Source organism: Streptomyces sp. NPDC057623 (assembly GCF_042800355.1).
In the GTDB taxonomy this organism is placed as follows: Bacteria; Actinomycetota; Actinomycetes; order Streptomycetales; family Streptomycetaceae; genus Streptomyces.
Window position 1 is genome coordinate 47,467 of the sequence record NZ_JBHVGZ010000039.1, and the last position, 24,523, is coordinate 71,989.

The 24,523-nt window shown below is 70.5% G+C and carries 26 protein-coding genes and 1 riboswitch; of the genes, 13 read left to right on the plus strand and 13 right to left on the minus strand.

The window, feature by feature from the left end; genetic code table 11:
• Positions 1-25 precede the first annotated feature (25 nt).
• Positions 26-988, plus strand: a complete 963-nt coding sequence (locus ACFU95_RS31590; RefSeq protein WP_383834417.1) for a CBM35 domain-containing protein — start codon at positions 26-28, stop codon at positions 986-988.
• A gap of 9 nt (positions 989-997) precedes the next feature.
• On the opposite strand, the gene ACFU95_RS31595 is transcribed toward ACFU95_RS31590, so the two are convergent.
• The 3 genes from ACFU95_RS31595 to ACFU95_RS31605 all read right to left on the minus strand — a co-directional run bounded on the left by ACFU95_RS31595 (position 998) and on the right by ACFU95_RS31605 (position 4,251).
• The gene (locus ACFU95_RS31595) at positions 998-1,927 is read right to left on the minus strand and encodes a 1-phosphofructokinase family hexose kinase (protein WP_383834420.1); all 930 of its coding nucleotides are present in this window, start codon (positions 1,925-1,927) and stop codon (positions 998-1,000) included.
• Positions 1,928-2,071: 144 nt separating this feature from the next.
• Complete coding sequence (nagA, locus tag ACFU95_RS31600; RefSeq protein WP_383834423.1) at positions 2,072-3,307, minus strand: N-acetylglucosamine-6-phosphate deacetylase; 1,236 nt, start codon at positions 3,305-3,307, stop codon at positions 2,072-2,074.
• Positions 3,307-4,251 (minus strand): ROK family protein, encoded by a 945-nt coding sequence (locus tag ACFU95_RS31605; protein WP_383834426.1) that lies wholly within the window; start codon positions 4,249-4,251, stop codon positions 3,307-3,309. The genes nagA and ACFU95_RS31605 overlap by 1 nt, the downstream gene beginning before the upstream one ends.
• Before the next feature lie 175 nt (positions 4,252-4,426).
• On the opposite strand from ACFU95_RS31605, the gene ACFU95_RS31610 reads away from it, so the two are divergent.
• From ACFU95_RS31610 to otsB, 3 genes are all read left to right on the plus strand, one after another.
• The gene (locus ACFU95_RS31610) at positions 4,427-5,662 is read left to right on the plus strand and encodes an ABC transporter substrate-binding protein (RefSeq protein WP_383834429.1); all 1,236 of its coding nucleotides are present in this window, start codon (positions 4,427-4,429) and stop codon (positions 5,660-5,662) included.
• A 48-nt stretch (positions 5,663-5,710) separates the two neighbouring features.
• The gene (locus ACFU95_RS31615) at positions 5,711-5,959 is read left to right on the plus strand and encodes a DUF3263 domain-containing protein (RefSeq protein WP_383834432.1); all 249 of its coding nucleotides are present in this window, start codon (positions 5,711-5,713) and stop codon (positions 5,957-5,959) included.
• 219 nt (positions 5,960-6,178) lie between these two features.
• Positions 6,179-7,018: a trehalose-phosphatase gene (gene otsB / locus ACFU95_RS31620; protein WP_383834435.1), complete on the plus strand. Its 840-nt coding sequence runs from the start codon at positions 6,179-6,181 to the stop codon at positions 7,016-7,018.
• On the opposite strand, the gene ACFU95_RS31625 is transcribed toward otsB, so the two are convergent.
• Together ACFU95_RS31625 and ACFU95_RS31630 are read right to left on the minus strand one after the other, a co-directional pair.
• On the minus strand, positions 7,006-8,451 hold the full coding sequence (locus ACFU95_RS31625) for a trehalose-6-phosphate synthase (RefSeq protein ID WP_383834438.1): 1,446 nt from the start codon (positions 8,449-8,451) through the stop codon (positions 7,006-7,008). The genes otsB and ACFU95_RS31625 overlap by 13 nt on opposite strands.
• Positions 8,452-8,546: 95 nt before the next feature.
• Positions 8,547-9,491 (minus strand): glucosyl-3-phosphoglycerate synthase, encoded by a 945-nt coding sequence (locus ACFU95_RS31630; RefSeq protein WP_383834441.1) that lies wholly within the window; start codon positions 9,489-9,491, stop codon positions 8,547-8,549.
• A gap of 136 nt (positions 9,492-9,627) precedes the next feature.
• Positions 9,628-9,766, plus strand: a riboswitch (SAM riboswitch).
• Positions 9,767-9,784: 18 nt separating this feature from the next.
• Here ACFU95_RS31630 and thrC point away from each other — a divergent pair.
• The 8 genes from thrC to ACFU95_RS31670 all read left to right on the plus strand — a co-directional run bounded on the left by thrC (position 9,785) and on the right by ACFU95_RS31670 (position 17,958).
• A complete protein-coding gene (gene thrC, locus ACFU95_RS31635; protein WP_383834444.1) occupies positions 9,785-11,071 on the plus strand; it encodes a threonine synthase in 1,287 nt (428 codons plus the stop codon).
• Between the two features lie 108 nt (positions 11,072-11,179).
• Positions 11,180-11,455, plus strand: a complete 276-nt coding sequence (locus ACFU95_RS31640; protein WP_164323599.1) for a MoaD/ThiS family protein — start codon at positions 11,180-11,182, stop codon at positions 11,453-11,455.
• 448 nt (positions 11,456-11,903) lie between these two features.
• Complete coding sequence (locus ACFU95_RS31645) at positions 11,904-12,110, plus strand: cold-shock protein (RefSeq protein WP_016436693.1); 207 nt, start codon at positions 11,904-11,906, stop codon at positions 12,108-12,110.
• A 330-nt stretch (positions 12,111-12,440) separates the two neighbouring features.
• The gene (gene groL / locus ACFU95_RS31650) at positions 12,441-14,063 is read left to right on the plus strand and encodes a chaperonin GroEL (protein WP_351200653.1); all 1,623 of its coding nucleotides are present in this window, start codon (positions 12,441-12,443) and stop codon (positions 14,061-14,063) included.
• Positions 14,064-14,365: 302 nt separating this feature from the next.
• Positions 14,366-15,493 carry an NADH:flavin oxidoreductase gene (locus ACFU95_RS31655; RefSeq protein WP_383834449.1) on the plus strand — a complete coding sequence of 376 codons (1,128 nt, stop codon included), beginning with the start codon at positions 14,366-14,368 and terminating at the stop codon, positions 15,491-15,493.
• A 29-nt stretch (positions 15,494-15,522) separates the two neighbouring features.
• Positions 15,523-15,957: a metallophosphoesterase gene (locus tag ACFU95_RS31660; RefSeq protein WP_383834452.1), complete on the plus strand. Its 435-nt coding sequence runs from the start codon at positions 15,523-15,525 to the stop codon at positions 15,955-15,957.
• 12 nt (positions 15,958-15,969) lie between these two features.
• Positions 15,970-16,383: a hypothetical protein gene (locus ACFU95_RS31665; RefSeq protein ID WP_383834455.1), complete on the plus strand. Its 414-nt coding sequence runs from the start codon at positions 15,970-15,972 to the stop codon at positions 16,381-16,383.
• A 93-nt stretch (positions 16,384-16,476) separates the two neighbouring features.
• The gene (locus ACFU95_RS31670) at positions 16,477-17,958 is read left to right on the plus strand and encodes an MFS transporter (protein WP_383834458.1); all 1,482 of its coding nucleotides are present in this window, start codon (positions 16,477-16,479) and stop codon (positions 17,956-17,958) included.
• A 15-nt stretch (positions 17,959-17,973) separates the two neighbouring features.
• On the opposite strand, the gene ACFU95_RS31675 is transcribed toward ACFU95_RS31670, so the two are convergent.
• The 6 genes from ACFU95_RS31675 to ACFU95_RS31700 form a co-directional block, all read right to left on the minus strand.
• Positions 17,974-18,543, minus strand: a complete 570-nt coding sequence (locus tag ACFU95_RS31675; protein WP_383834461.1) for a hypothetical protein — start codon at positions 18,541-18,543, stop codon at positions 17,974-17,976.
• A 116-nt stretch (positions 18,544-18,659) separates the two neighbouring features.
• Positions 18,660-19,340, minus strand: a complete 681-nt coding sequence (locus tag ACFU95_RS31680) for a Uma2 family endonuclease (protein ID WP_383834463.1) — start codon at positions 19,338-19,340, stop codon at positions 18,660-18,662.
• A gap of 59 nt (positions 19,341-19,399) precedes the next feature.
• Complete coding sequence (locus ACFU95_RS31685) at positions 19,400-20,275, minus strand: hypothetical protein (RefSeq protein WP_383834466.1); 876 nt, start codon at positions 20,273-20,275, stop codon at positions 19,400-19,402.
• A gap of 229 nt (positions 20,276-20,504) precedes the next feature.
• Complete coding sequence (locus ACFU95_RS31690; protein WP_383834469.1) at positions 20,505-21,056, minus strand: DinB family protein; 552 nt, start codon at positions 21,054-21,056, stop codon at positions 20,505-20,507.
• A gap of 26 nt (positions 21,057-21,082) precedes the next feature.
• On the minus strand, positions 21,083-21,343 hold the full coding sequence (locus ACFU95_RS31695; RefSeq protein ID WP_383834472.1) for a DUF397 domain-containing protein: 261 nt from the start codon (positions 21,341-21,343) through the stop codon (positions 21,083-21,085).
• Positions 21,327-22,166 (minus strand): Scr1 family TA system antitoxin-like transcriptional regulator, encoded by an 840-nt coding sequence (locus tag ACFU95_RS31700; protein WP_383834475.1) that lies wholly within the window; start codon positions 22,164-22,166, stop codon positions 21,327-21,329. The genes ACFU95_RS31695 and ACFU95_RS31700 overlap by 17 nt, the downstream gene beginning before the upstream one ends.
• Positions 22,167-22,281: 115 nt before the next feature.
• Between ACFU95_RS31700 and ACFU95_RS31705 the strand changes: the two genes are divergently transcribed.
• The gene (locus ACFU95_RS31705) at positions 22,282-22,674 is read left to right on the plus strand and encodes a hypothetical protein (RefSeq protein WP_383834478.1); all 393 of its coding nucleotides are present in this window, start codon (positions 22,282-22,284) and stop codon (positions 22,672-22,674) included.
• 57 nt (positions 22,675-22,731) lie between these two features.
• Here the strand turns inward: ACFU95_RS31705 and ACFU95_RS31710 are convergent, their stop codons facing one another.
• Both ACFU95_RS31710 and ACFU95_RS31715 read right to left on the minus strand, forming a co-directional pair.
• A complete protein-coding gene (locus ACFU95_RS31710; protein WP_383834481.1) occupies positions 22,732-23,538 on the minus strand; it encodes a hypothetical protein in 807 nt (268 codons plus the stop codon).
• 94 nt (positions 23,539-23,632) lie between these two features.
• Positions 23,633-24,484, minus strand: a complete 852-nt coding sequence (locus tag ACFU95_RS31715; protein ID WP_383834483.1) for an aldo/keto reductase — start codon at positions 24,482-24,484, stop codon at positions 23,633-23,635.
• Positions 24,485-24,523 lie beyond the last annotated feature (39 nt).

A 24,523-nucleotide genomic window follows, 5' to 3' on the forward strand; every position in this document is an offset into this window, starting at 1 on the left:
GCACCTGGTGAGGAGTACCAAAGGGATGACGTCCGGCAACAACGGCGCGAATACGCCGCCCGAGGACGACGACCCGTTCGGCTACCTCTACGCCGACGGGCAGGCCAACGGCGCCCAGCCGCCCTCCGGTGGCGGCGGCTACGGCTACCCGGGCTCGGTCAACCGGGTGCGAGCGGTCGGCCAGCGCCAGTACGGCCAGCAGGCACCGACGGCCGCGTACGGCCAGGTACCGCAACAGCAGGGCGCGTACAACCAGCCGAACGCCCACTACGCGGCACCGGAGACCCACCCCGGCGGGGCGACGACGGCCCAGCAGCAGCCCGCGTACAGCGGCGGCAGCGGGTCCGGGAGCGGCCGTGGCTCAGGCCCCAACACCAAGGGCCTGCTGATCGGCGCGATCGCCGTCGTCGCGGCGGTCGTCATCGGCATCAGCGTGGCCATGCTGGGCGGCGACGACGATCCGGGTGACAAGGACAACAAGGCCGACTCGACCCCGACGCAGTCCCAGCAGAGCAGCGCGCCGAGCCCGTCGAACAGCAACAGCCAGGCGGCCGAGGACGACCTGCCGACGATCGACGCCAAGGCGCTGGCCCTCGCGGGCGGCGCCGCCACGGCGTCCGACATCAAGGGCGCCCAGGCGGACGGCGGTGTCTATGTCACCGGCTTCAACCAGGTCGGCTCGTCGGTCACCTGGTCCGTGAACGGGATCCCGAAGTCCGGGAAGTACACCGTGTACGTCGGCTACAGCGTCCCCGGCAAGGACCAGACCGCCACCCTCACGGTCAACGGCACGGCGTCCGACTCCCCGGTCGACCTGAAGAACTGGGCGGGCGGACCCGAGGGCGACTACGAGAAGGGCTGGACGAAGACCTACAACTACGTCCAGCTCAACAAGGGCACGAACACGATCAAGGTGTCCTGCGAGCAGGGCAACCAGTGCGACGCCCTCATCGACCAGATGTGGCTGGTCAAGGGCTGGGTCAAGTAGCCGTAGCCGTCAGGCCGCGGTGGCCTCCCCGGTCACCGCCACCCGCCCCAGCAACTCCTCGTACGCCCCCCGGTCGAACTCGCCCGCCACCGGTGCCAGCACGCTCGCCGCGCTGAGTGCCGCCGCGCGGGCCAGTCGGTCCGGCCACGGCAGTCGCTCCACCAGCCCCGACAGCAGCCCCGCGACCGCCGCGTCGCCCGCGCCGGTCGGGTTGCCGCGGAGGCGGGTCTGCGGGGTGGCGCGCCAGCGCCCGTCAGGGGTCGCGGCGAGGAGGCCCTCCGTGCCGAGGGAGGCGACCACCGCGCGTGCCCCGCGTCGACGGGCGTCCTGCGTCGCGTGCAACGGCTCGTGGGCACCGGTGAGCTCGGCCAGCTCCTCGGCGTTCGGCTTGATCAGGTCCGGGCGGGCGGCTACGCCCCGGCGCAGCGCCTCGCCGCTGGTGTCCAGCAGCACCGGCACCCCGGCGGCCTTCGCGGCCCGTACGAGACCGGCGTACGCCCCCACCGGCACGCCCGGCGGCAGACTGCCGCACAGGGCCACCGCGGAGGCTGAGGTGAGGAGAACCTCGTACGCCTCCTGGAAGGCGGACCACTCGGCGGGGGTCACCGTCGGGCCGGGCTCGTTGAGCTGGGTCGTGTCGCCGGTGTGCTCGTCGACCACGGCGATCGTGCGCCGGGTCGCGCCCGTCACCGGGACCAGCACGTCCACCACACCGGGGATCCCCGTGAGCTGTTCCTGGAGCACACGGCCCGTCGCACCGCCCGCGAAACCCGTGACCGTCACCTCGTGCCCGAGGGTCGCCAGCACCCGGGCCACGTTCAGGCCCTTGCCGCCGGGACGCTCGGTCACCTCGGAGACCCGGTGGGAGGCGTGGGGGCGCAGGGCCCGGACGCGATAGGTGATGTCGAGAGCGGTGTTCAGTGTGACCGTGAGGATCACCTGGGCCGACCTCCCCCGAAGAAGTTCAGTATGTGTGTGCCGTCCGTTCGCCCAACGCGCCGTCCGGAGGTTCACGATCATGCCAAAAGGACGGCGGCCGTCCCAGTCTCCCAGGACAACCGCCGCCCCCAACAGCAGGACAGATCACCCCAGTTGGGGATCGACCACCCATTCGCCCCGGCGCATCACGCCCTTGAGTTCGAAGTCGGCGTCCAGAATCACCAGGTCGGCGTCCTTGCCGGGCTCCAGTGAGCCGATGCGGTCGTAGCGGCCGAGCAGCTTGGCCGGGTTGACGGAGAGGGCCGCCACCGCGTCCTCGACCGGCAGCCGGTCGATCGTCACGGCTCGCTTGAAGGCGCGGTCGAGCGTGAGGGTGGACCCCGCGATCGAGCCGCCCTCGACGAGGCGCGCCACACCGTCGGCGACCTCCACCTCCAGCGGGCCGAGCATGTAGCGGCCGTCGCCGAAGCCGGCCGCGTCCATTGCGTCCGTGATGAACGCGACCCGGTCCGCACCGGCGTGCCGGAACGCCAGCTCCAGCGCCGCCGGGTGCAGATGGGTGCCGTCGTTGATCAGCTCGACGGTCACCCGCTCGTCCTCCAGGAGGGCCGCGATCGGGCCGGGCTCGCGGTGGCCCAGCGGCGGCATCGCGTTGAACAGGTGCGTGGCGACCGTCGCGCCCGCCTCGATCGCCTCCACCGTCTGCTCGTACGTCGCGTCCGTGTGCCCGATCGCCGCGATGACGCCGCGTTCGGCGAGGAGGCGTACGGAGTCGAGGCCGCCCGGCAGTTCGGTGGCGAGGGTGAGCATCGTCGCGTGCCCGCGCGCCGCGTCGATCAGCTTGCGGACCTCCGCCGGGTCCGGGTCGCGCAGCAGTGCCTCGGAGTGCGCGCCCTTGCGGCAGGGGGAGATGAAGGGGCCCTCGAAGTGGATGCCGGCGACGTCGCCCTGTTCGGCCAGTTCCGAGAGCAGGCCCGCGCGCCGGGTGAGGAAGTCCATGTCGCCGGTGACGGTGGAGGCGACGAGGGTGGTGGTGCCGTGCAGGCGGTGGGTGTGGATGCCCTTGACCACGTCGTCCGGCGTGCCAGAAGTGAACGAAGCTCCACCGCCGCCGTGGTTGTGGAGGTCCACGAAGCCCGGTACCAGCCAGTGCCCGGTGAGGTCGATGTGGTGAGCGTTCTCCGGGGCCGTACCGGTGATTCGGGTGCCGTCGACGATCACTTGGCCCTCTTTGAGGGTTCCCGTCGGCAAGACCACGTGGGCGCCGGAGAGGATCAGGGGCGCTTTGTCCGATCCGGGGTGCGGGTTCGTCGTGGCTGGTCGCGCTCCGCGGCGGAGCCGCTTATCGGCGCTGTCCCGCGCCCCTAGGGCGTTCGCCATCAGGGAGATACCTCCGTACGGTCGGTGTGGTCGAGGAGATCCCAGGCCAGGAGCCCGGCGCCGAGGCAACCGGCCGTGTCGCCCAGCGCCGCGGGGACGATCTCCGGCAGCTTCTGGAAGGTGACCCGCCGCCGGACGGCGTCCCGCAGCGGTGTGAACAAGGTTTCCCCCGCCTCGGCGAGGCCGCCACCGATGATCAGGGTGCGCGGGTCCAGCAGGGTGAGCGCGGTGACCAGGCCGTCGGCGAGCGCGTCCACGGCCTCCTGCCACACCCGTACGGCGTTCGGATCACCGGACGCGACGGCCTTCGCGCAGTCCGCCGCGTCCGCTTGCGGGTCTTCGCAGGCGGCGGCCCACGCCTCGCTCACCGCCGCCGCGGACGCGAACCGCTCCAGGCAGCCGCGCTGCCCGCACGGACAGGGGGCCCCGCCGGGCCGTACGACGATGTGGCCGATCTCGCCCGCGAAGCCGTGCGCGCCCGCCTCCACCCGGCCGTCGATGCCGATGGCGCCGGCGATCCCGGTGCCGAGCGGCACGAAGAGGAAACGGTCGGCTCCCTTGCCCGCGCCGATCCGGCCCTCCGCGAGACCGCCGGTGCGCACGTCGTGGCCGAGGGCGACGGGAAGGCCGCCGAGCCGTTCGACGAGCAGCTGTCGCAGGGGTACGTCCCGCCAGCCCAGGTTGGCGGCGTAGGCGGCGATGCCCTCCGCCTCGTCGACGATGCCGGGGACGGCGACGCCGACGGCGGCCGCGGGCTCGCCGAAGCGCTGTTCGCCGTACGCGCGCAGTTCGGCGGCGAAGTCGAGGATGCCCTCGACGACCGCGTCCGGCCCGCGCTCGCGCCCGGTCGGGCGGCGGGCCTGGTGCAGCGACGCGCCGCTCGCCCCTGCCAGGGCGGCCTTCATCCCGGTGCCGCCCACATCGAGGGCGATGACGTGTCTCACGGAGGACAGTGTGTCTTGCGCACCCGCGAGAGGTCTAGTCCACTTACGTGGTGTAGACCTATTGGGGGCAATATGTATGACGTTTCGAAAGTTTCGAATGATAGGTGTGGGGCGGTTCAGCGTGCAGCGGCGTAGGTGTACGAGGCGTACAGGGCGTACAGGAGCGATCGCGGCCGTGTCCGCGCTGGGCCTCACGGCGGCTCTCGGCGGCTGCGGGCTGACCGGTGGTCCGGACGAGGTGACACTGAGGCTGGTCGCCGCGGACTACGGCGACAACGAGGCGAACAGTTCCCAGAAGTACTGGGACAAGCTCGTCAAGGAGTACGAGGAGGAGCACGCCGGCGTCCGGGTCGACGTCACGGTGTACTCCTGGAACGACGTCGACGCCAAGGTCAGGGAGATGGTCGACGCCGGGAAGGCGCCGGACATGGCGCAGATCGGCGCGTACGCCGACTACGCCGCCAAGGACCTCCTCTACGAGGCCGACGACCTGCTCTCCATTCCCGTCCAGGCCGACCTCGTCGCGCAGCTCGCGGACGCGGGACAGGTGAACGGGGTCCAGTACGGCATCCCCTTCGCCTCCTCCACGCGGCTGCTCTTCTACAACAAGACCCTCTTCCAGAAGGCCGGCCTCACCCCGCCGACCACCTGGAAGCAGCTGGCCGCCGACGCCGAGGCGCTCAGGGCGGAGGGCGTGAAGTACCCGTACGCGCTGCCGCTCGGGGCCGAGGAGGCGCAGGCCGAGACCATGCAGTGGCTGCTCAGCGGCGGGGGCGGTTACACCGACGCCGAAGTCGGCTCGTACAGCATCGACTCCACCGAGAACGTCGCCACGTTCAACTGGCTCAAGAACAACCTGGTCGGCAAGGGGCTCACCGGCCCGGTCGCGCCCGGGAAGCTCAACCGGGCCGACGCGTTCGCCGCGTTCGCGGCCGGTGACGTCGGCATGCTCAACGGCCATCCTTCGCTGATGCAGATGGCCGGGAAGAAGGGCGTGAAGTTCGGCATGGTGCCCATGCCCGGGCGGGAGGGGCCGACCAAGGTCTCCATGGGCGTGGCCGACTGGATGATGGCCTTCAAGCAGAACGGCCACGCCGAGCAGGTGGGCGACTTCCTCGACTTCGTCTACGACAAGCAGAACGTCCTGGACTTCTCCCGGGAGTACGACCTGCTGCCCGTCACGAACTCCGCGTCCACGGTGATGACCGCGGCGCCGCAGGACGCCGACCTCAAGCCGTTCCTGGAGCAGCTCTCGCTCTCCGAGCTGTACCCGGTGGGGCGGACGTCGTGGGCGGCGGTCAGTGCGGACGTCAAGAAGCGGATCGGGGGGACGGTCGCCGCCGGCGGGAGTCCGTCGGCGGTCCTGGGGCAGCTGCAGTCGACCGCGTTCAGGGCGGAGAGCGCGGAGTAGTGGTCGTCGCCGGCGAGGGTGTCGGTGGCGGGAGCTAGGGTGCGACGCATGAGTCAGGACCCGCCTGAGCCCGATGCCCTCGCCGAGCGCGAGCGGGCCGTTCTCGCGCTGGAGCGCCGGGGGTTCTCGGGGCCCGGGGCGAAGGAGCGGGCGATCCGCGAGGAGCTGGGGCTGGCCCCGGTCCGCTATTACCAGCTGCTCAACGCCCTGCTGGACGACGCGCGGGCGCTGGCCCATGATCCGGTGACGGTGAACCGGTTGCGGCGGGTGCGGGAGGGGCGCCGCGGCGACCGCTGACGAGCGGTTCCTCGCCCCCGCCGCCCCTACCCGTCCCATCCTTCTGGGGCTCCGCCCCAGACCCCGCTCCTCAAACGCCGGAGGGGCTGGGTTGTTCAGCCCGTCCGGCGTTTGAGGACGAGGTCCCTTCAGGGCCGAAAGCGGGGGTCTGGGGGCGGCAGCCCCCAGGGACGGGACGGGTAGGGGCGGCGGGGGCGCTCTCCTGGATAGGGTCGCCGCATGGGCCACTCCACGGAACCCCTGCCGACCCCCGCCACCCAACCCGGCCGCGACGGCCTCGCCGCCATCCTGGCCAACCCCGCGCGGGCGCTCATCGCGCTGGACTTCGACGGCACCCTCGCCCCCATCGTCCCGGACCCCGAGAAGGCGAGGCCCCACCCCGACGCCCTCCCGGCCCTCACCGCACTCGCCCCGAAGGCGGCCGCGGTGGCGGTGATCACCGGCCGCCCGGCCGACATCGCCGTGAAGTACGGCGGATTCGCCGACGCCCCGGGCCTGGAGCACCTCGTCGTGCTCGGCCACTACGGCGCCGAACGCTGGGACGCCGCCACCGGCGAGGTCACCGCCCCCGCCCCCCACCCCGGCGTCGCAGCCGTCCGCGCCGAACTGCCGGGCCTCCTCGACGGCATCGCACAGGGCACCTGGACCGAGGACAAGGGCCGGGCCCTGGCCGTGCACACCCGCCGCGCGGCCGACCCCCAGGGCACCTTCGACGCCCTCCGAGCCCCGCTCGCCGACCTCGCCGCCCGCCACGGCCTCATCGTCGAACCGGGGCGGATGGTCCTCGAACTCCGTCCACCCGGCATGGACAAGGGCGTCGCCCTGCGCGACTACGCCCGCGACCTCGGCGCCGGGTCCGTCCTCTACGCCGGCGACGACCTCGGCGACCTCCCCGCCTACGCCGCCGTCGACGCACTCCGCTCCGACGGCACCCCCGGCCTCCTGGTGTGCAGCGGCAGCGAGGAGGTCACCGAGCTGTCGGAGAAGGCGGACATCGTGGTCGACGGCCCGCAGGGGGTCGTACGACTGCTGCGGGCGATCGCGGCTCAGGCGGGCTGACCGGCCGCCCCGGACTCCCCGGTCAGCGCGTGCAGCTGGTCCAGGAACCACTGGGCCGGCGGCAGCGCGGTCGCGGCCGCGGCCAGCCGCTTCGACCGCTCAGCCCGCTCCTCCGGCCCCACGGACAACGCCTCGTGCAGCGCCCGCGCCGTGCCGGTCACGTCGTACGGATTCACGGCGATCGCGTCCTCGCCGAGCTCCGCGAAGGCCCCCGCCTCCCGTGACAGCACCAGCACGCAGCCCTCGTCGGAGAGGACCGGCACCTCCTTGGCGACCAGGTTCATGCCGTCCCGGATGGGGTTGACCAGGGCCACGTCGGCCAGCCGGTACGCGGCCAGGGAGCGTGCGAAGTCGTCCTTGACGTGCAGGACCACCGGGGTCCAGGCCGGGGTCCCGTAGCCGGAGTTGATCTCGTCCGCCAGCCGCTGGACCTCGGCCGTGTAGTCGCGGTACACCGCGAGGTCCTGCCGCGAGGGGTACGCGAAGGCCACGTGCACCACCCGCTCCCGCCACTCGGGGTGGTCGTCGAGCAGCTGCCGGTAGGCCAGCAGACCCCGCACGATGTTCTTGGACAGCTCGGTGCGGTCGACCCGCACGATCGTCCTGCGGGCGCTTCCGTCCGCGGCCGGGCCGATCTCGTCCCGCAGCGCCGCCATCCGCTCGGCCACGTCGGGCTGATGCGCCCGCGCCCGCAGGAAGTCCGCATCCGCGCCCAGCCCGTGCACCCCGACCCGGGTGCCCCCGAGCCCGCCGGTGAACTCCGCACAGCACGCCTCGAAGGCGTCCGCCCAGCGCCGGGTCAGGAACCCCAGCCGGTCCGCGCCGAGCATTCCGCGCAGCACCTGTCCGGCGACGTCGTCGGGCAGCATCCGGAAGTACTCCGGCGGCGCCCACGGCGTGTGCGAGAAGTGGCCGATCCGCAGGTCCGGGCGCAGCTCGCGCAGCATCCCCGGCACCAGCGTCAGGTGATAGTCCTGCACCAGCACCGCCGCCCCGGGCGCCGCCTGCCCGGCCAGCGCCTCGGCGAAGGCCCGGTTGTACGTCTCGTACGACGCCCACCGGCGCCGGAACTCCGCGTCGAAGACCGGCTCCAGCGGCGTCTGGTAGAGCATGTGGTGGACGAACCAGAGGACCGAGTTGGCGATGCCGTTGTAGGCGTCGGCGTGCACGTCGGCCGGGATGTCCAGCATCAGCACGCCGTCCTCGCCGACCCCGCGCCGCACCGCCTCCCGGTCCCCGTCGGACAGCGCCGAGCACACCCACAGGGCGCCCGCGTCCGGCCCGATCGCCGACAGCCCGGAGACGACACCGCCGCCGCCCCTCCTGGAGTGCAGCGACCCGTCGTCGCGCACCTCGTACGAGACCGGGCCGCGGTTCGACGCGACCAGCACCTTGGCGGCACCCTGCCTGACAGCACCCTGCGTGGAAGCCATACGCCTCAACCTAGCCCGGCCCGGAAACGCTCAAACGTGCGGTTCCGCTCAGTGGCGGGCTCTCGTACGCCCTGTATACGGCCGGTTTCCGGCGTTTACGCGACCTTGCGCGTCGCATACTCGGCGATCTCCACCATCGGCGGCCGCTCCTCCGTGTCCACGGAGTACGTACGCGGCTCGAACCCGTCCTCGCCCCGCTCGAACTGGGTGAGGGAGGGCCGGACCAGGTGTCCGCGGGCCAGCCGCAGCTGGGCCGTGCGGTAGATCGCGGCGGACATCCGGCCGAGCGCCTGCCCGTCCTGGTGCCGGTGCTTGCGCACCCCCACGTCCACCTGGGCCAGCGCGTCCAGGCCCACCAGATGCAGGGCGTCGACCAGCATGCCCAGCTCGACGCCGTACCCGACGGGGAACGGGAGCTGTTCCAGCAGGCCGCGGCGAGCCGCGTACTCGCCACCGAGCGGCTGCACGAAACCGGCCAGCTGGGGCCAGTGCATGTTCAGCAGCGGACGGGCCATGAGTTCGGTGACGCGTCCGCCCTGACCGGCGGCGCCGCCCAGCGGACGGTCGTACATGCCCTTGACCAGATCGACGTCGGGGTCGGTGAGCAGCGGGCCCACGATGCCGGAGACGAAGTCGGAGGAGAACTCCCTCAGGTCGGCGTCGATGAAGCAGACGACGTCCCCGGTCGTGACGAGCAGGGAGCGCCACAGCACCTCGCCCTTGCCGGGCACGGCCGGGATACGCGGCAGGATCGCGTCCCGGTGCACCACGGTCGCGCCCGCCGCGGCGGCCACCTCGGAGGTGCGGTCGGTGGAGCCCGAGTCGACGACGACGATCTCGTCGACCAGCGGCACCTGCCGCATGAGGTCGTGACGGATGACCGCGACGATGTCGCCGACCGTCTCCTCCTCGTCGAGCGCGGGCAGGACGACGGAGACCGACTGGCCCGTACGCTGTTTGGCGGCCAGGATCTGGTGGAGCGGACGATCGGTCGCGGACCAGGAGCGGGTGCTCAGCCAGCGCTCGACTTCTTCCAGCACGTAGGCGGCTCCTTAGCGTGTGATCCATCTCGCGGTTCGGACGACTATCTCAACTGTCCTGGTTGTCGGTTACAGTCTTGAACAACGCGGGTGACCATCGCATGTCCTGACCGGCCCGCCGACCACAACTTCATACCGCTCATCCAGAGGGGCAGAGGGATACGGCCCGATGAAGCCCCGGCAACCCTCCAGCCGGTCTCGTTCACGCGAGGCTCCCGGCTAGGGAAGGTGCCAAATCCGTCTCACGGCGAGATGCGTCGTGAGGAAGATGAGGAGAAAGGGCCTCGCCTCACATGGCTGCGCAGACTGTTGCAAGCACCACCGAATCCACCGTAGACCTCGGCCCCGCCGCGGCGCTTTCCTGCCGTGAGTGCGGCCACCGGGTCCCCCTCGGACCGGTCTTCGCGTGCGAGGAGTGTTTCGGCCCGCTGGAGATCGCCTACGACTTCTCGGCCTACGGCGCCGAGGAGCTCCGCAAGCGGATCGAAGCGGGCCCCGCGAACATCTGGCGCTACGCGCCTCTCCTTCCGGTTCCGGCCGACGTGGCCACCAAGCCGAACATCAACCCCGGCTGGACCCAGCTCGTCAAGGCCGACAACCTCGCGCGTGAGCTGGGCGTCGACGCCGGCAAGCTGTTCATCAAGGACGACTCCGGCAACCCGACGCACTCCTTCAAGGACCGTGTGGTCGCCCAGGCCCTGGAGGCCGCCCGCGCCTTCGGCTTCACCACCCTCTCCTGCTCCTCCACCGGCAACCTCGCCGGTGCGGTGGGCGCCGCGGCCGCCCGGGCCGGCTTCCGCTCCTGCGTGTTCATCCCGCACGACCTGGAGCAGGGCAAGGTCGTCATGGCCGCCGTCTACGGCGGCGAGCTCGTCGGCATCGAGGGCAACTACGACGACGTGAACCGCTTCTGCTCCGAGCTGATCGGCGACCCGGCCGGCGAGGGCTGGGGCTTCGTCAACGTCAACCTGCGGCCGTACTACGCCGAGGGTTCCAAGACCCTGGCGTACGAGATCTGCGAGCAGCTCGGCTGGCAGCTGCCGGACCAGCTGGTCGTGCCGATCGCCTCCGGCTCGCAGCTCACCAAGATCGACAAGGGTCTCCAGGAGCTGATCAAGCTCGGGCTCGTCGAGGACAAGCCGTACAAGATCTTCGGTGCCCAGGCCGAGGGCTGCTCGCCGGTGTCGACGGCGTTCAAGGCCGGCCACGACGTGGTCCGCCCGCAGAAGCCGAACACCATCGCCAAGTCGCTGGCGATCGGAAACCCGGCGGACGGTCCCTACGTCCTGGACATCGCCCGCCGTACCGGCGGTGCGGTGGAGGACGTGACCGACGAGCAGGTCGTCGACGCGATCAAGGTGCTGGCCCGGACCGAGGGCATCTTCGCGGAGACCGCCGGCGGGGTGACCGTGGGTGTGACGAAGAAGCTGATCGAGAACGGGCTGCTCGACCCGGCGAAGACGACGGTCGTCCTCAACACCGGCGACGGTCTCAAGACGCTGGACGCGGTGGCCGGTACGGGGCTCACCGCGACCATTCGTCCCAACCTCGATTCGTTCCGCGAGGCCGGACTCGCCTAGTCGTTCGTCCGCGGGCCGGTGGGGGCCGGTCGCGCCCACGCGGCGGCAGCCGCACATGCAACACAGCCCCGCGCCCCTGAGGGCGACTACCTGACCGGAGGTCACAACGTGAGCGTCAACGTCCGCATCCCCACCATCCTGCGCACCTACACGGGTGGCCAGGCCGAAGTGGCCGCCGAAGGCGGCACCCTCGGTGAGGTCATCGCCGACCTGGAGAAGAACCACACCGGGATCGCCGCCCGGGTGCTGGACGACCAGGGCAAGCTGCGTCGGTTCGTCAACGTGTACGTCAATGACGACGACGTCCGTTTCGAGCAGGGCCTGGAGACCGCGACCCCGGACGGTGCGGGCGTCTCCATCATTCCGGCCGTCGCCGGCGGCTGAGCCTGACCGAATGACCGATCATTACCATCGGTAACCCCGGTCACCGAGAGTTCATCGAATTGCCCCCTCCGTGAGAGAAGCGGAGGGGGCAATTCTGTGTGGTTGAGCGAGGTACAGTTGGGGAACGCGCCGCTGATCTACAGGTCGGCAGCCCTTGAATTCCACCGCGAGCCCGACAAGAAGTAGCCAAAGTGTGCGGGTTTTTTGCGGCTTTTGTTCCCTTTGCCGGGCCCGACTTGACCTGAAGTCAGAGGAATTGTCCCCACATTCCCGACCGGTCGTGCCCGGATTTCTCGTCCGATTGACCTGTTGCAGACGGCAGTTGGGCAGATACATTCAGCCGCGGTCGACGCGTTCCGGCGCACGCCCCCGACCGATGGGGGGTGAGGTCTGACCCGGATCCGCGAAGTGTGGATCTGTGCAAGGGCCAGTAATAGGGGAGTTAGGCATGGCTCAGGGCACCGTCAAGTGGTTCAACGCGGAGAAGGGGTACGGCTTCATCGCGGTCGACGGTGGTGCGGATGTTTTCGTCCACTACAGCGCGATCCAGATGGACGGGTACCGCACCCTGGAAGAGGGCCAGCGAGTCGATTTCGAGATCTCGCAGGGTCAGAAGGGGCCGCAGGCGGACATGGTCCGGCTGGCGGCCGGCTGAAGCACGCGTCGACTTAAAGCAGCGACGTTCTTCTTCGAAGGGCCCGCACCTCCTGGGGGGTGCGGGCCCTTCGCCGTGTCCGGGACGCGTTCGCGCCCTGTTCGCCCCGGGCGGAGCGCCCCGCCCGATCCCCGAGAGCCGCTTGCACTCGCATGGGTCGAGTGCTAATCATTGCGTTAGCACTCTGAAGGTGAGAGTGACAAAGAAGGACCGGGTCGGTGAGGCCCGCAGGCCAAGTGGGGCAAGGAACCACGAGGCATGTGAGCCGTCCGTCGCGGGCGCGGGCGCGGTCCGAAGGAATCACCCCCAGTCCTGGAGGGACCACTTCACATGGCCAAGATCATCGCGTTCGACGAGGAGGCGCGGCGCGGCCTCGAGCGCGGCATGAACCAGCTCGCGGACGCCGTCAAGGTGACGCTCGGCCCCAAGGGTCGCAACGTCGTCCTCGAGAAGAAGTGGGGCGCCCCCACGATCACCAACGATGGTGTCTCCATCGCCAAGGAGATCGAGCTCGAGGACCCGTACGAGAAGATCGGCGCCGAGCTGGTCAAGGAAGTCGCCAAGAAGACGGACGACGTCGCCGGTGACGGTACGACCACCGCGACCGTTCTCGCCCAGGCCCTGGTCAAGGAGGGCCTGCGCAACGTAGCCGCCGGCGCCAACCCGATGGCCCTCAAGCGCGGTATCGAGAAGGCCGTCGAGGCCGTCTCCGCCGCCCTGCTTGAGCAGGCCAAGGATGTCGAGACCAAGGAGCAGATCGCTTCCACGGCCTCCATCTCCGCCGCCGACACCCAGATCGGCGAGCTCATCGCCGAGGCGATGGACAAGGTCGGCAAGGAAGGCGTCATCACCGTCGAGGAGTCCCAGACCTTCGGTCTGGAGCTGGAGCTCACCGAGGGTATGCGCTTCGACAAGGGCTACATCTCGGCGTACTTCGCCACCGACATGGAGCGGATGGAGGCGTCGCTCGACGACCCGTACATCCTGATCGCCAACTCCAAGATCGGCTCCGTCAAGGACCTGCTCCCGCTCCTGGAGAAGGTCATGCAGTCGGGCAAGCCGCTGCTGATCATCGCCGAGGACGTCGAGGGCGAGGCCCTGTCGACCCTGGTCGTCAACAAGATCCGCGGCACCTTCAAGTCCGTCGCCGTCAAGGCCCCGGGCTTCGGCGACCGCCGCAAGGCGATGCTGAACGACATCGCCATCCTCACCGGTGGCGAGGTCATCTCCGAGGAGGTCGGTCTCAAGCTCGAGAACACCTCCCTGGACCTCCTGGGCAAGGCCCGCAAGGTCGTCATCACCAAGGACGAGACCACCATCGTCGACGGTGCCGGCTCCTCCGAGCAGGTCGCGGGCCGTGTGAACCAGATCCGCGCCGAGATCGAGAACAGCGACTCGGACTACGACCGCGAGAAGCTCCAGGAGCGCCTGGCGAAGCTCGCGGGCGGCGTGGCCGTCATCAAGGCCGGTGCCGCCACCGAGGTGGAGCTCAAGGAGCGCAAGCACCGCATCGAGGACGCCGTGCGCAACGCCAAGGCGGCCGTCGAGGAGGGCATCGTCGCCGGTGGTGGCGTGGCCCTGCTCCAGGCTTCCGGTGTCTTCGAGAAGCTGGAGCTGGAGGGTGACGAGGCGACCGGCGCTGCCGCCGTCAAGCTCGCCCTCGAGGCCCCGCTGAAGCAGATCGCCGTCAACGCCGGCCTTGAGGGCGGCGTCGTGGTGGAGAAGGTCCGCAACCTCACCCCGGGTCACGGCCTGAACGCCGCGACCGGTGAGTACGTCGACCTGGTCGCCGAGGGCATCATCGACCCGGCCAAGGTCACGCGTTCCGCGCTGCAGAACGCCGCGTCGATCGCCGCGCTGTTCCTCACCACCGAGGCCGTCATCGCCGACAAGCCGGAGAAGGCCGCCGCGCCTGCCGGTGGCGGCATGCCGGGCGGTGACATGGACTTCTGATCGACCTCGGGGGCTTCGGCCCCCGGTTGATCAACGTCCTTGCCGAGGGCGGTACTTCCTGTTGCGACAGGGGGTGCCGCCCTCGGCGCGTTGGCGGGTGCGGGTGAGTGGGGGCTGGTCGCGCAGTTCCCCGCGCCCCTTAGGGGCGTGCACTGGACGTACCTCAAGGGTGTTCGGGGTCACAGCACAACGTGGTCGGAGGCGGAATGTGCCGTAGTGCATAGGTGGTTGCTTAAGTAGGTGCAACAATGCGCGCGCACATACCACCTGGTTAACAGAGCCACTTCCGAGGAGCCCTCCACGTGACCGTCACCCAGTCCGCCACCTCCCGTGCGGCCCAGATCCTGTCCCGGCCGACCGTGATCAACGGCCTGACCGTCCCCAACCGCATCGCGATGGCGCCGATGACACGCATGTTCTCCCCGGGCGGCATCCCCGGCGAGGACGTCGTGTCGTACTACTCGCGTCGCGCCGCGGCCGGTGTCGGCCTGATCGTCACCGAGGGCACGTACGTCGGCCACGACTCGGCCGGGCAGAGCGACCGCGTCCCCCGGTTCCACGGTGAGGAGCAGCTGGCCGGCTGGGCGAAGGTCGCCGAAGCGGTGCACGCGGGGGGCGGCAAGATCGTCCCGCAGCTGTGGCACATCGGCATGGTGCGTGAGCAGGGGCAGCCCCCGTTCGCCGACGCCCCGGCGGTCGGTCCCTCCGGCCTGCGCATCGGCGCGGAGGAGGCCACCGGCAAGGCGATGACCCAGAGCGACCTCGACGACGTCATCGACGCCTTCGCCCAGGCCGCCGCGGACGCCGAGCGCATCGGCTTCGACGGCGTGGAGATCCACGGCGCCCACGGCTACCTCGTCGACCAGTTCCTCTGGGCGGGCACCAACCGCCGCACGGACGCGTACGGCGGCGACCCGGTGGCCCGTACGACGTTCGCCGCGGAGATCGTGGCCGCGGTGCGCGAGAAGGTCTCCGCGTCCTTCCCGATCATCTTCCGCTACTCGCAGTGGAAGCAGGAGGCCTACGACGCCCGGCTCGCCGAGACCCCCGAGGAGCTGGACGCCATCCTGGCCCCGCTCGCCGCGGCCGGCGTCGACGCCTTCCACGCCTCCACCCGCCGCTACTGGATCCCGGAGTTCGACGGCTCCGACCTCAACCTGGCCGGCTGGACGAAGAAGCTCACCGGCAAGCCCGTCATCACGGTCGGCTCGGTCGGGCTGAACGGCGACTTCATCAGGGCCTTCGCCGGTGAGGGCTCCGAGGTCAAGGGCATCGACGACCTCCTGGACCGCCTGGAGCGCGACGAGTTCGACATGGTCGCCGTCGGCCGCGCCCTGCTCCAGGACCCGGAGTGGGCGGCGAAGGTCCTGGCGGACCGCCTCGACGAGCTCAAGCCCTACGACGCGGCGGCGCTGAAGTCGCTGTCCTGACCACCAACTGCCCGTCTATCGTCCGGGAGATGCGGATACTGCATCTCTCGGACACCCATCTCGAACGGACCGACGCCCCGAACAAGTGGGGCGTCAACGCCACCGACTCCCTGCGCCTGATGCTCGCGGATCTCCGTCACCTGCGGGACGTGGACGCGGTCGTCGTCACCGGTGACCTCGCCGACGACGGAGCGGTGGAGGCGTATACGGCGGTCCGTGACCTCGTGGGCGACTTCGCCCGCCCGCTGAACGCCCCCGTCTTCTACACCACCGGCAACCACGACGAGCGGACCGCCTTCGGCAAGGTGCTGGGCAGCGGGCATCCGGAGCCCGTCGCGGCCCTGGAGTCCCCGGCGGCGGAGCGGGCGGCGGTGAGCACGGTCGCCGGATGGCGTTTCGTCACCCTGGACTCTCTGGTGCCGGGGAAGGTGTACGGCCGGCTGGGCGCGGCCCAACTGGAGTGACTGCGCGGGGTGTTGAGCGAGCCCGCCGGGCGGGGCACCGTCCTCGCCCTCCACCATCCGCCGATCAGCCTCGCCCTCTCGGCGACCCAGCCGCACTTCGGGCTGCGCGACCCCGAGGAGCTGGCGGCGGCGATCCGGGGGAGTGACGTACGGGCCGTGCTGAGCGGGCACTACCACCTCCAGCTCTTCGGGCTGCTGGAGTCCGTCCCGGTGTGGGTCACCCCGGGCGTGGTCAACCGCATCGACCTGACGGCCGCGCCCGGCACGGAGCGCGTGGTGCGCGGGGCGTCGGCCTCGCTGGTGGAGCTGGGCGGGGCGGCGGGGCCGATGTTCCACACCCTCCACGCGCGGGATCCCCGGGCACACGAGACGGTGTACGAGCTGGACGAGGAGCGGGTCCGGTCGTTCGTGCGGCGGGAGGGCTGATCGGCGCCGGTTGAGTAAGTCAATCAGCTGACTTAAGGTTGCCTCGGTCAATTACGCACCCCTTTGTGCTCGTACGCCGACGGAGGCCCCGCCATGTCCCAAGCCCCTGCTCCTCCCGCCGAGGCCGGGGGTGGCGCCCCGCCGAGGCCGAACGCCGTGGTGGCGGTGCTGGCCTTCGCCGGCATCGTCGTCTCGCTGATGCAGACCCTGGTCATCCCGATCGTCCCGGAGCTGCCCCGACTGCTCGACGCGCCCGCGTCGGACACGGCCTGGGCGGTCACGGCCACGCTGCTCGCCGCCGCCGTCGCCACGCCGGTGATGGGGCGGCTCGGCGACATGTACGGCAAGCGGCGGATGCTGCTGGTCAGCATCGTGCTGCTGGTGAGCGGCTCCGTGGTCTGCGCCCTGAGCGACGCACTGGTCCCGATGATCGTCGGACGGGTGCTCCAGGGCCTGGCCTCCGGTGTGATCCCGCTCGGCATCAGCATCATGCGCGACGAGCTGCCCGCCGAACGCCTCGGCTCCGCCACCGCCCTGATGAGCGCCTCCCTCGGCATCGGCGGCGCGCTCGGCCTGCCCGCCGCCGCGCTGATCGCTGACTCCTTCGACTGGCACGTCCTGTTCTGGACGTCGGCCGGCATGGGTGTCGCGGCGTTCGTGTGCGTGGTGCTGTTCGTGCCCGAGTCCAGGGTGCGCACCGGCGGGCGCTTCGACCTGGTCGGCGGCGCGGGCCTGGCGACCGGGCTGGTGTGTCTGCTGCTGGCCATCTCCAAGGGTGCCGACTGGGGCTGGACCAGTGGTACGACGCTCGGTCTGTTCGCGGCGGCCGGGGTGATCCTGCTGGCGTGGGGTTGGTGGGAGCTGCGTACCGACCAGCCGCTGGTCGATCTGCGGACCACGGCCCGCCGTCAGGTGCTGGTCACCAACCTGGCCTCGATCGCCGTCGGTTTCGCGATGTTCGCGATGAGCCTGGTCAACCCGCAGGTCCTCCAGCTTCCCACGCAGACGGGCTACGGCCTCGGCAAGTCGATGCTGATCGCGGGTCTGTGCATGGCGCCGTCGGGGCTCGTGATGATGGCCACGGCCCCGGTGTCGGCCGCGATCTCCCGGGCCAAGGGGCCGAAGGTCACGCTGATGGTGGGTGTGCTGATCATCGCCGCCGGTTACAGCCTCAACATCGTCCTGATGTCCGAGGTCTGGCACTTCGTCCTGGTGGCCTGCGTCATCGGCGCCGGTGTCGGCTTCGGCTACGGTTCGATGCCCGCCCTCATCATGAGCGCCGTACCGGCGTCGGAGACGGCCGCCGCGAACAGCCTCAACACGTTGATGCGCTCTCTCGGCACGTCCAGTGCGAGCGCGGTCGCGGGTGTGATCCTCGCCCAGATGACGCTGAACCTCGGAGGGTCCGCGGTCCCGTCCGAGAACGCCTTCAAGGTGGTCCTGGCGGTGGGCGCGGGGGCGGCGCTGCTGGCGTTCGTGGTGGCGTCGTTCATCCCCCGGCAGGGGGGCGCTGCCGCTGCGGGGAAGCCGATGGAGCCCAAGGGCGCGGCGGAGCCCGCGGGGGCGAAGTCGTAGCCGGAGGCCGTCTGGCTACAGGTTGCCCAACGGCTCGATGTCGACCTTCACCGGTGTGCCCCAGACGCGCAGCACCTCGTAGTCGGTGAACTCGTGCACCAACCGGTACGCCATCGCGGGGCGCGGGCCGCGGCGTGCGGCGGCGAGGTAGAGCTCGGCCTCGCGGTGGTCGCGGCGCGGGGTGCCGCAGAGCTGCCACTCCTGCCCGTTCCACAGCTCCGGCAGCCAGCGCTGCTGGGGCTGGGGGCGGTCGCCCCGGACGCCGTAGCGGGAGGGGCCGGTCCCGGCGGTGGGCGGGGGGACGGGACCGCCGTTGTACTCGGCCCGGCGGGCGGCCCGGCGGCGGGTTTCGCAGAGCAGGCACAGGTCGTGGGCGTTCTCGTCGACCGGGCCGTTCGGGTGCTCGGGGCAGCGGGTGCTGGGGGCGGCGCCGGTGACGCTCTCGTCGACGAGGTCCAGGGCGCGACGGAGATCCGCCTTGACCTCGTGCAGCCTGGCGTCCGGGGTGTCGGCGGTGAGGGCCTCGCCGTGCTCGCCGAGGAGGCGGAGGGCGCGGCCGAGGGCGGTGAGCTGGGCGTGGTTCATGGGGTGGCTCCGGGAGCTCGCGGGGGCCGGGGGCTGGTGCTGCGGGCAGCCTTCAGCATGCACATGGGGATGCTCTGCTTCCAACCGGGCCGCAGCTCCATGCCGTCCGAAGGGCGTCAGTCCGCGTAGTCCTTGAGCTTCTCGGTGTTCAAGGTGATGCCGACGGGGGCGGGCAGCTCGACGATGGACCCCCACGGGTAGGACGATGCCTGGAGGTACCGCCCGTCCTTCGGCTCGCTGTACACCGTGACGGTGTCGATGTCGCGGTCGATGAGGAGGTAGACGGGAATCTCGGCCCCTGCGTAGCCGACGGGCTTGTCGATGCGGTCGCGTTGGTTGGTGTCGCGGTCGCGGGAGGTGATCTCTACGGCCATGAGGGCGCCGTCGGCTGCGGACCAGTTGCCGTGCCCCTTGAAGTGACCCTCGGGCGCCAGGAAGCCGTCTGTGATGGCGCGGCCCTTGCGATATGCCTCGGCTTTGACGCCCCGCTCGGGCATGAGATTCAGCTCGGGACGCTGCAGCATGCACTGGCGGAGCAGCCACATGAAGATCTCGCCGTGGTTGCCGTCGGGCACTGCCTTGACCTCTACTTTTCCGTTGATGTACTCAAGCCGCACGGTTTCGGGAGCCGCTTCGGCCAACTCCTCGAATTCGTCGACGTCGAGCGGGCCGTGCCGGATGCACAGCCTTCCGCCGAGGAACTCCAGCCTGTTCTGCAGTTCCCTCGGAGCCCTGCGGACGAGTTCCTCGAAGTCCTCGACGGACATCTGCGGGCGTTCGGCGGTATCTGGGGTCATGGCTTCGCCTCCTTCCTCCCATCGTGCCCCGTGGTGGTGCCGTCGGACCGTGGGCGCTGTCATGCGGGTGTCCTCTCGTGTCGTCGTACGGACATTCCGGCACGGATCTCCGCCGTGTAGGCGCGGATTGCGGAGGCGTGCAGGGGTGCGTGGTCGCGGTCGGGGGCGCGTGCGCCCCGGCATGCGCCGCAGATGCCGCCCGGCAGGGCTTCCGGGCGGCCGGGCACGCCGCATTCGGCGCATTCCAGGATGCGGCGGGTAGGACCTGGGGCCGGTGCGGGTTCCGGTGGGAGCTTGTCGGTCAGGCGGCGGCGGAGGAGGGCCGCCGGGTGGTGGACCGGCGTGGGGAGTCCGGTCGTCAGGGCGCGGACTACATCCGTGTCGGTGGCGCCCCGGGCGTACCAGTCGGTGACCAGCGGGGCGAGCGCCGCGCAGTCGGCCTCGGAGAGGGAGAGAGCGGGGGCCTCGCGGCCCAGGGCGGCGAGCAGGATGTGCGCGCGGGAGCGGGTCGGGCGGGGGTGGTCCGGGGGCTCCTGCGGTACGTCGCCCCGGGTGAACGTCGCCCACCAGTCGTCGTCGCGCGCGGTGCGGGTGAACCACGATCGGGTGATCCATCGCGAGCTGCCCTCGCCGGTGATCCGCTCGCGGCCCCGGCGCAAGTGGCCTGCCCGCTGGAGGTTGTTGAGGGCCGTGCGGAGAGCGCACTGTCCGTACGGGAGCTGTTTGGCCAGCGTCTTTACGGAGATGTCGGCGCCGTCGGGGAGGCGGTCGATGTACGCGGCGATGGCGGCTTCACGGGATGGGAGGGCGGCGAAGTCGTGGGCCGTGCGGCGGTGTTGGTCGGGGGCGCTGCGTTTGCCGTAACCCGGGTTGGCCATCGGGTGCGGGGACGCGTGCGCGGGTAGGGAGGCAGCACTAAGCTGGGAGGCAGCCATGGGATCGAGTCCTAGCGATCTCGTTGGTCAAGCCCCCGCAGGTGTTGGTAGCACCTGGCGGGGGCTGTTCGTTATTCGGGCACGCTAGACGATCGTGACTCTGCGTGGCAAGCCGAATGCTCCAAGTCAACTCGCGGGGTGGGAGGGTGGGTTCAGGCCCTCCAACCATTCCTTGAAAAGAGGGCTCGGGACTGGCCGCTTGAGCTTCGGGGCCGGGTTTTTCGGGGCGTCAGCCCATGCTCTTCGAGCCATCCAGGGCCTCGCGGATGATGTCGGCGTGGCCGCAGTGCTGGGCGGTCTCGGCGACGACGTGCATCAGCACCCTGCGGGCCGACATCCGAGCCCCGGGCTCGTTCCACGGGGCCTTGGGGAGCGGGTGGGTGACGTTCAGGTCGGGCAGGTCGGTGACCAACTTGTCGGTCCGGGCGGCCACTTCCTCGTACTCCGCCAGTACGCCGGCCAGTGTGTCGCCGGGCAGCATCCGGAACTCGTCGGCCCGCGCGGCCCAGTCCTTCTCGGTCATGGCGGTGAAGTCGGGCATCGCGGACGGGCCGTGCTGGATGAACTCGACCCAGTGCCGCTCGACCGACGTGACGTGCTTGATCAGGCCGCCGAGACACAGCTCGCTGACCGTGGTCCGCTGCCCGGCCTGCTCGTCGGTGAGGTCGCGGGTCGTGAAGCGCAGGAAGTGACGCTGCTTGGCGAGTGCTTCCAGGAGGTCGGAGCGCTCGCCGGTGGCAGGGGCGGTGGTGGTGGCGGTGTTGTGCGTGGTCTCCGTCATGACGACCACGCTAGGGGGCCACTAGGTCAGATCCTGACCGCTTCGACGAAGGCCGACCATGCCGATGCTCGGAACACGAGCTTCGGGCCGTGGGGGTTCTTGGAGTCGCGGACGGGGACGACGGTGGGGTGGCCGTCGGCTACTTCGAGGCAGTCGCCGCCACCTCCACCGCTGTACGTCGACTTGCGCCAGCGGGCGACTTCCAGGCATTCGTTGCCGCCCCCACCGCTGTAGCTCGACTTCTGCCAGACAGCCGTGCTCAGGTCGTACTCAGGGATGTTCCTCATGGGCGTAATCCTGCGCCACCTGCTCGATCAACGCCAGGGACTTCTGAGGCGAAAGCGCGGAGGCCGTGAGGAGTTCGAAGGTGAACCTGAGCTGGGCGACGGTGGCCGGGTCGTCCTCCAGTCGCCCAGTGCTAGGCCCTTCGAAGTAGACCAGCGGAGGGGCGTCCTCGAAGTCCATCAGACGCAGCGAACCCTCCATCGACTTGTGCGCTCCCGCGCTGAAGGGCAGTACCTGCACGATGACGCGGCCCTGCCGGGCCAAGTCGGCGACATGGCGCAGGGACTCCGCCATCACCGCCCGCCCACCCGTTTCGCGGCGCAGCACCGCCTCGTCAAGCACCATCCACAACAACGGCGTTGTTGGGTTGTCGAGTAGACGTGTCCGTTCCATCCGGCCCGCCACCCACTCGTCGATGGTCTCCTCGGGTGCCGTTGGGTCGTACGCACGGTTTACGGCGTGTGCGTACGCCGGAGTCTGCAACAGCCCCGGGACGAGTAGCGGGGCGTACTGCCTGATCGCCGTAGCTGTCGCCTCCGCCTCCGCCGCCTCCGCGAAATGCTCCGGATACCGGGACTTGGTGGCCGCCTCGCAGTTCCGCTCGAAGAACCCGTCCGTCCCCAGCACCTCATCCACCAACGGCGCCATATCCGGCCGCAACCGCCGTGTCCCCGCCTCCAGTTGTCCCACGAACGTGCCGCTGACGAACAGCTTCAGGCCCAGCCCCTCCTGGCTGAGACCCTTCCTCTCCCGCGCGTGACGTAATTCCGCCCCCAGCAGCGCGCGCGGCGATGACGACGGGTCGAGGTCCTTGGGTCCCGGCATGGCAGCTCCCGGTCGAACATCGGAGATGTTGGTGTCTCCCGTATGGCCAGGCTAGAGCGGTGCCCGCCACGCTGTGTTGCGAATCGCAAACTCTGTGTGGAGAGGTGAGGCAAACGTGCCGTCGACCGAAGAAGTGGTGGCGTCTTTGCGGGAGGCCCTCCTGGGCGTCGGCGTCATCCTGCCGTCCCTGTGCGTGGATCCGGTGACCGGCGCCAGTGACGAGCCGTTCCCGCTCGTCGACCTGGGGCGCTGCAATGTCCGGGTCGCCGAGAAGCTGGCCTCCGTGGTGCGCGGGGAGCGGCCTCCCGTGGGCAGTCATGCCGTGGATGCGCGGGACGGGCGTATCGGCGAGGTCAGGGGACACGTGGGCGGCAGGGTGCAGTTGCGGCCCGTCGGGGGTGGGCGGGAGTGGGACTGTCCGCTGGACGTGGTGGGGCCCGCGCCGCGCGGGGCGGTGCTGCTGGCGCAGGTGAGGAGCGTCAACCAGGAAGGGCGGTTGCCCTGTTGAGGGCGTGGTGAGTCGCGGGGGCGGAGGGCCGGTCGAGGCCCTCCCGCCCGTCGCGTGTCAGCCGAGCTTGGCCGCCTGGGCGTCGATCACGGCGGTCGGCTGCTCGAACGCATCGCCCCGGGTGACCGCGGCGATGTTGAAGGACGAGAAGCCCGCGAGTGTGGCGCCCTGGCGGAAGACGAGGACCTTGGTCTCGCCGGCGCTGCCGTCCTGCTTCGTCCCCACCGTCCAGGCGACGGCGTCCTCGCCGGCCGTGACCTTCTCCTCGCTGACCTTGGTGACCTGCTGCTTCTCACCGTCGATCGTCATGGCGAAGCCCCCGGCGCACTTCGTGCCGGCCTCCCGCAGCGTGGCGAGGGCCTGCTCGGCGCCGTCGGAGTCGTAGGACCAGAGGGAGGCCATCGTCTTGGTGATGTCGAGCGAGGCGAGGGTGGCCTCCTCGGCCTCCTTCTCCGTCATCTCGGCGAGTTCCTCCATCGAGGGCATGCCCTTCTTGGACGCCTCGGACTCCTGGACCACGAGGCGCTGGACGGTCGCCGCGGGCTTGCCCGCCGGCAGGGCCGACAGCACCTGCCCGACGGCATCGCACTCGGCCTTCTCGACGGACACGGAACCGGGCGCGAAGGCGTCCGCCTTCCCCGGCTTCTTCACCGCGTGGCCCTTGACGTCGCCCTCGGCGACCACGAGCTTCTCCAGCTCGGCGGCGGTGAGCGTCTTCGCCGCGGGCTTGTCGGACTTGGTGCCGCCCTTCGCCGCCTCCTTGTCCTCAGCACTCTGCTCGCTGCCACCGCAGGCGGTGACGAGAAGCGCGAGGGAGACCGCGGAAGCGGTCAGGATGGTACGGCGAATGGCGGTGGCTGACATTTGGTGCATCTCCCGTGTTCAACTCCCCTGCACCCGATCGCGGCGCAGAGTTCACGCACGCAAGACCAACGTGACCGGGGCAGGGTTGTGCGAGCTACGGGGTTTCTGTGGCGGCGACGCGGTCCAGGCGCTCGTACTGCTCCTGGGTCAGGTGCACGGCGCCCGCCCCGACGTTCTCCTCCAGGTGCGCGATGCTCGTCGTCCCCGGGATCGGGACGATCACCGGGGAGTGGGCGAGCAGCCAGGCCAGGACGACCTGCGTCGGGGTCGCGTCGGCCTCCTTCGCCACCGCGGCGATCTCGGCCATCGCGCCCGACTGTCCTGCCGCGGCCGGCCGCCACGGCAGGAACGCGATGCCCGCCGCCTCGCAGGCCTTGAGTACGGGCTCGTAGTCGCGGTCGAGGAGGTTGTACCGGTTCTGGACGCTCGCGATGTCCACGACGGCCTGGGCCTCGGCCAGCTGGGCCGTCGTGACCTCGGACAGGCCGATCCGGCCCACCTTGCCCTCGTCGCGCAGGTCGCGGAGGGCGCCGAGCTGGTCGGGGATCGGGACGGCCGGGTCGAGGCGGTGGAGCTGGAGCAGCTCGATCCGGTCGAGGCGGAGGCGGCGCAGGGCCTCGTCGACCTGGACGCGGAGATCGGCCGGCTCGCCCGCGTGCCGCCAGCCCTCTCCCGTGGCGGTGTGGCGGATACCGACCTTCGTGGCGATCACGAGGTCGTCCGGGTACGGGTGCAGGGCCTCGGCGAGGAGGTCCTCGTTCGCTCCCCAGCCGTACAGGTGGGCCGTGTCGATCAGGGTCACGCCGAGTTCGACGGCCCGCCGGGCGACCGCGATATGGGCGGCGTGCGCCTCCTCGTCGTCGCCGGGCCGCAGCCGCATGGCCCCGAATCCGAGCCGCCGTACTTCCAGATCGCCGCCGATGCGGAAGGTCGTCGGTGCCGTCATGCGGCCACGCTAACAGGGGAGTTGGCCGGGCAGGGCGGA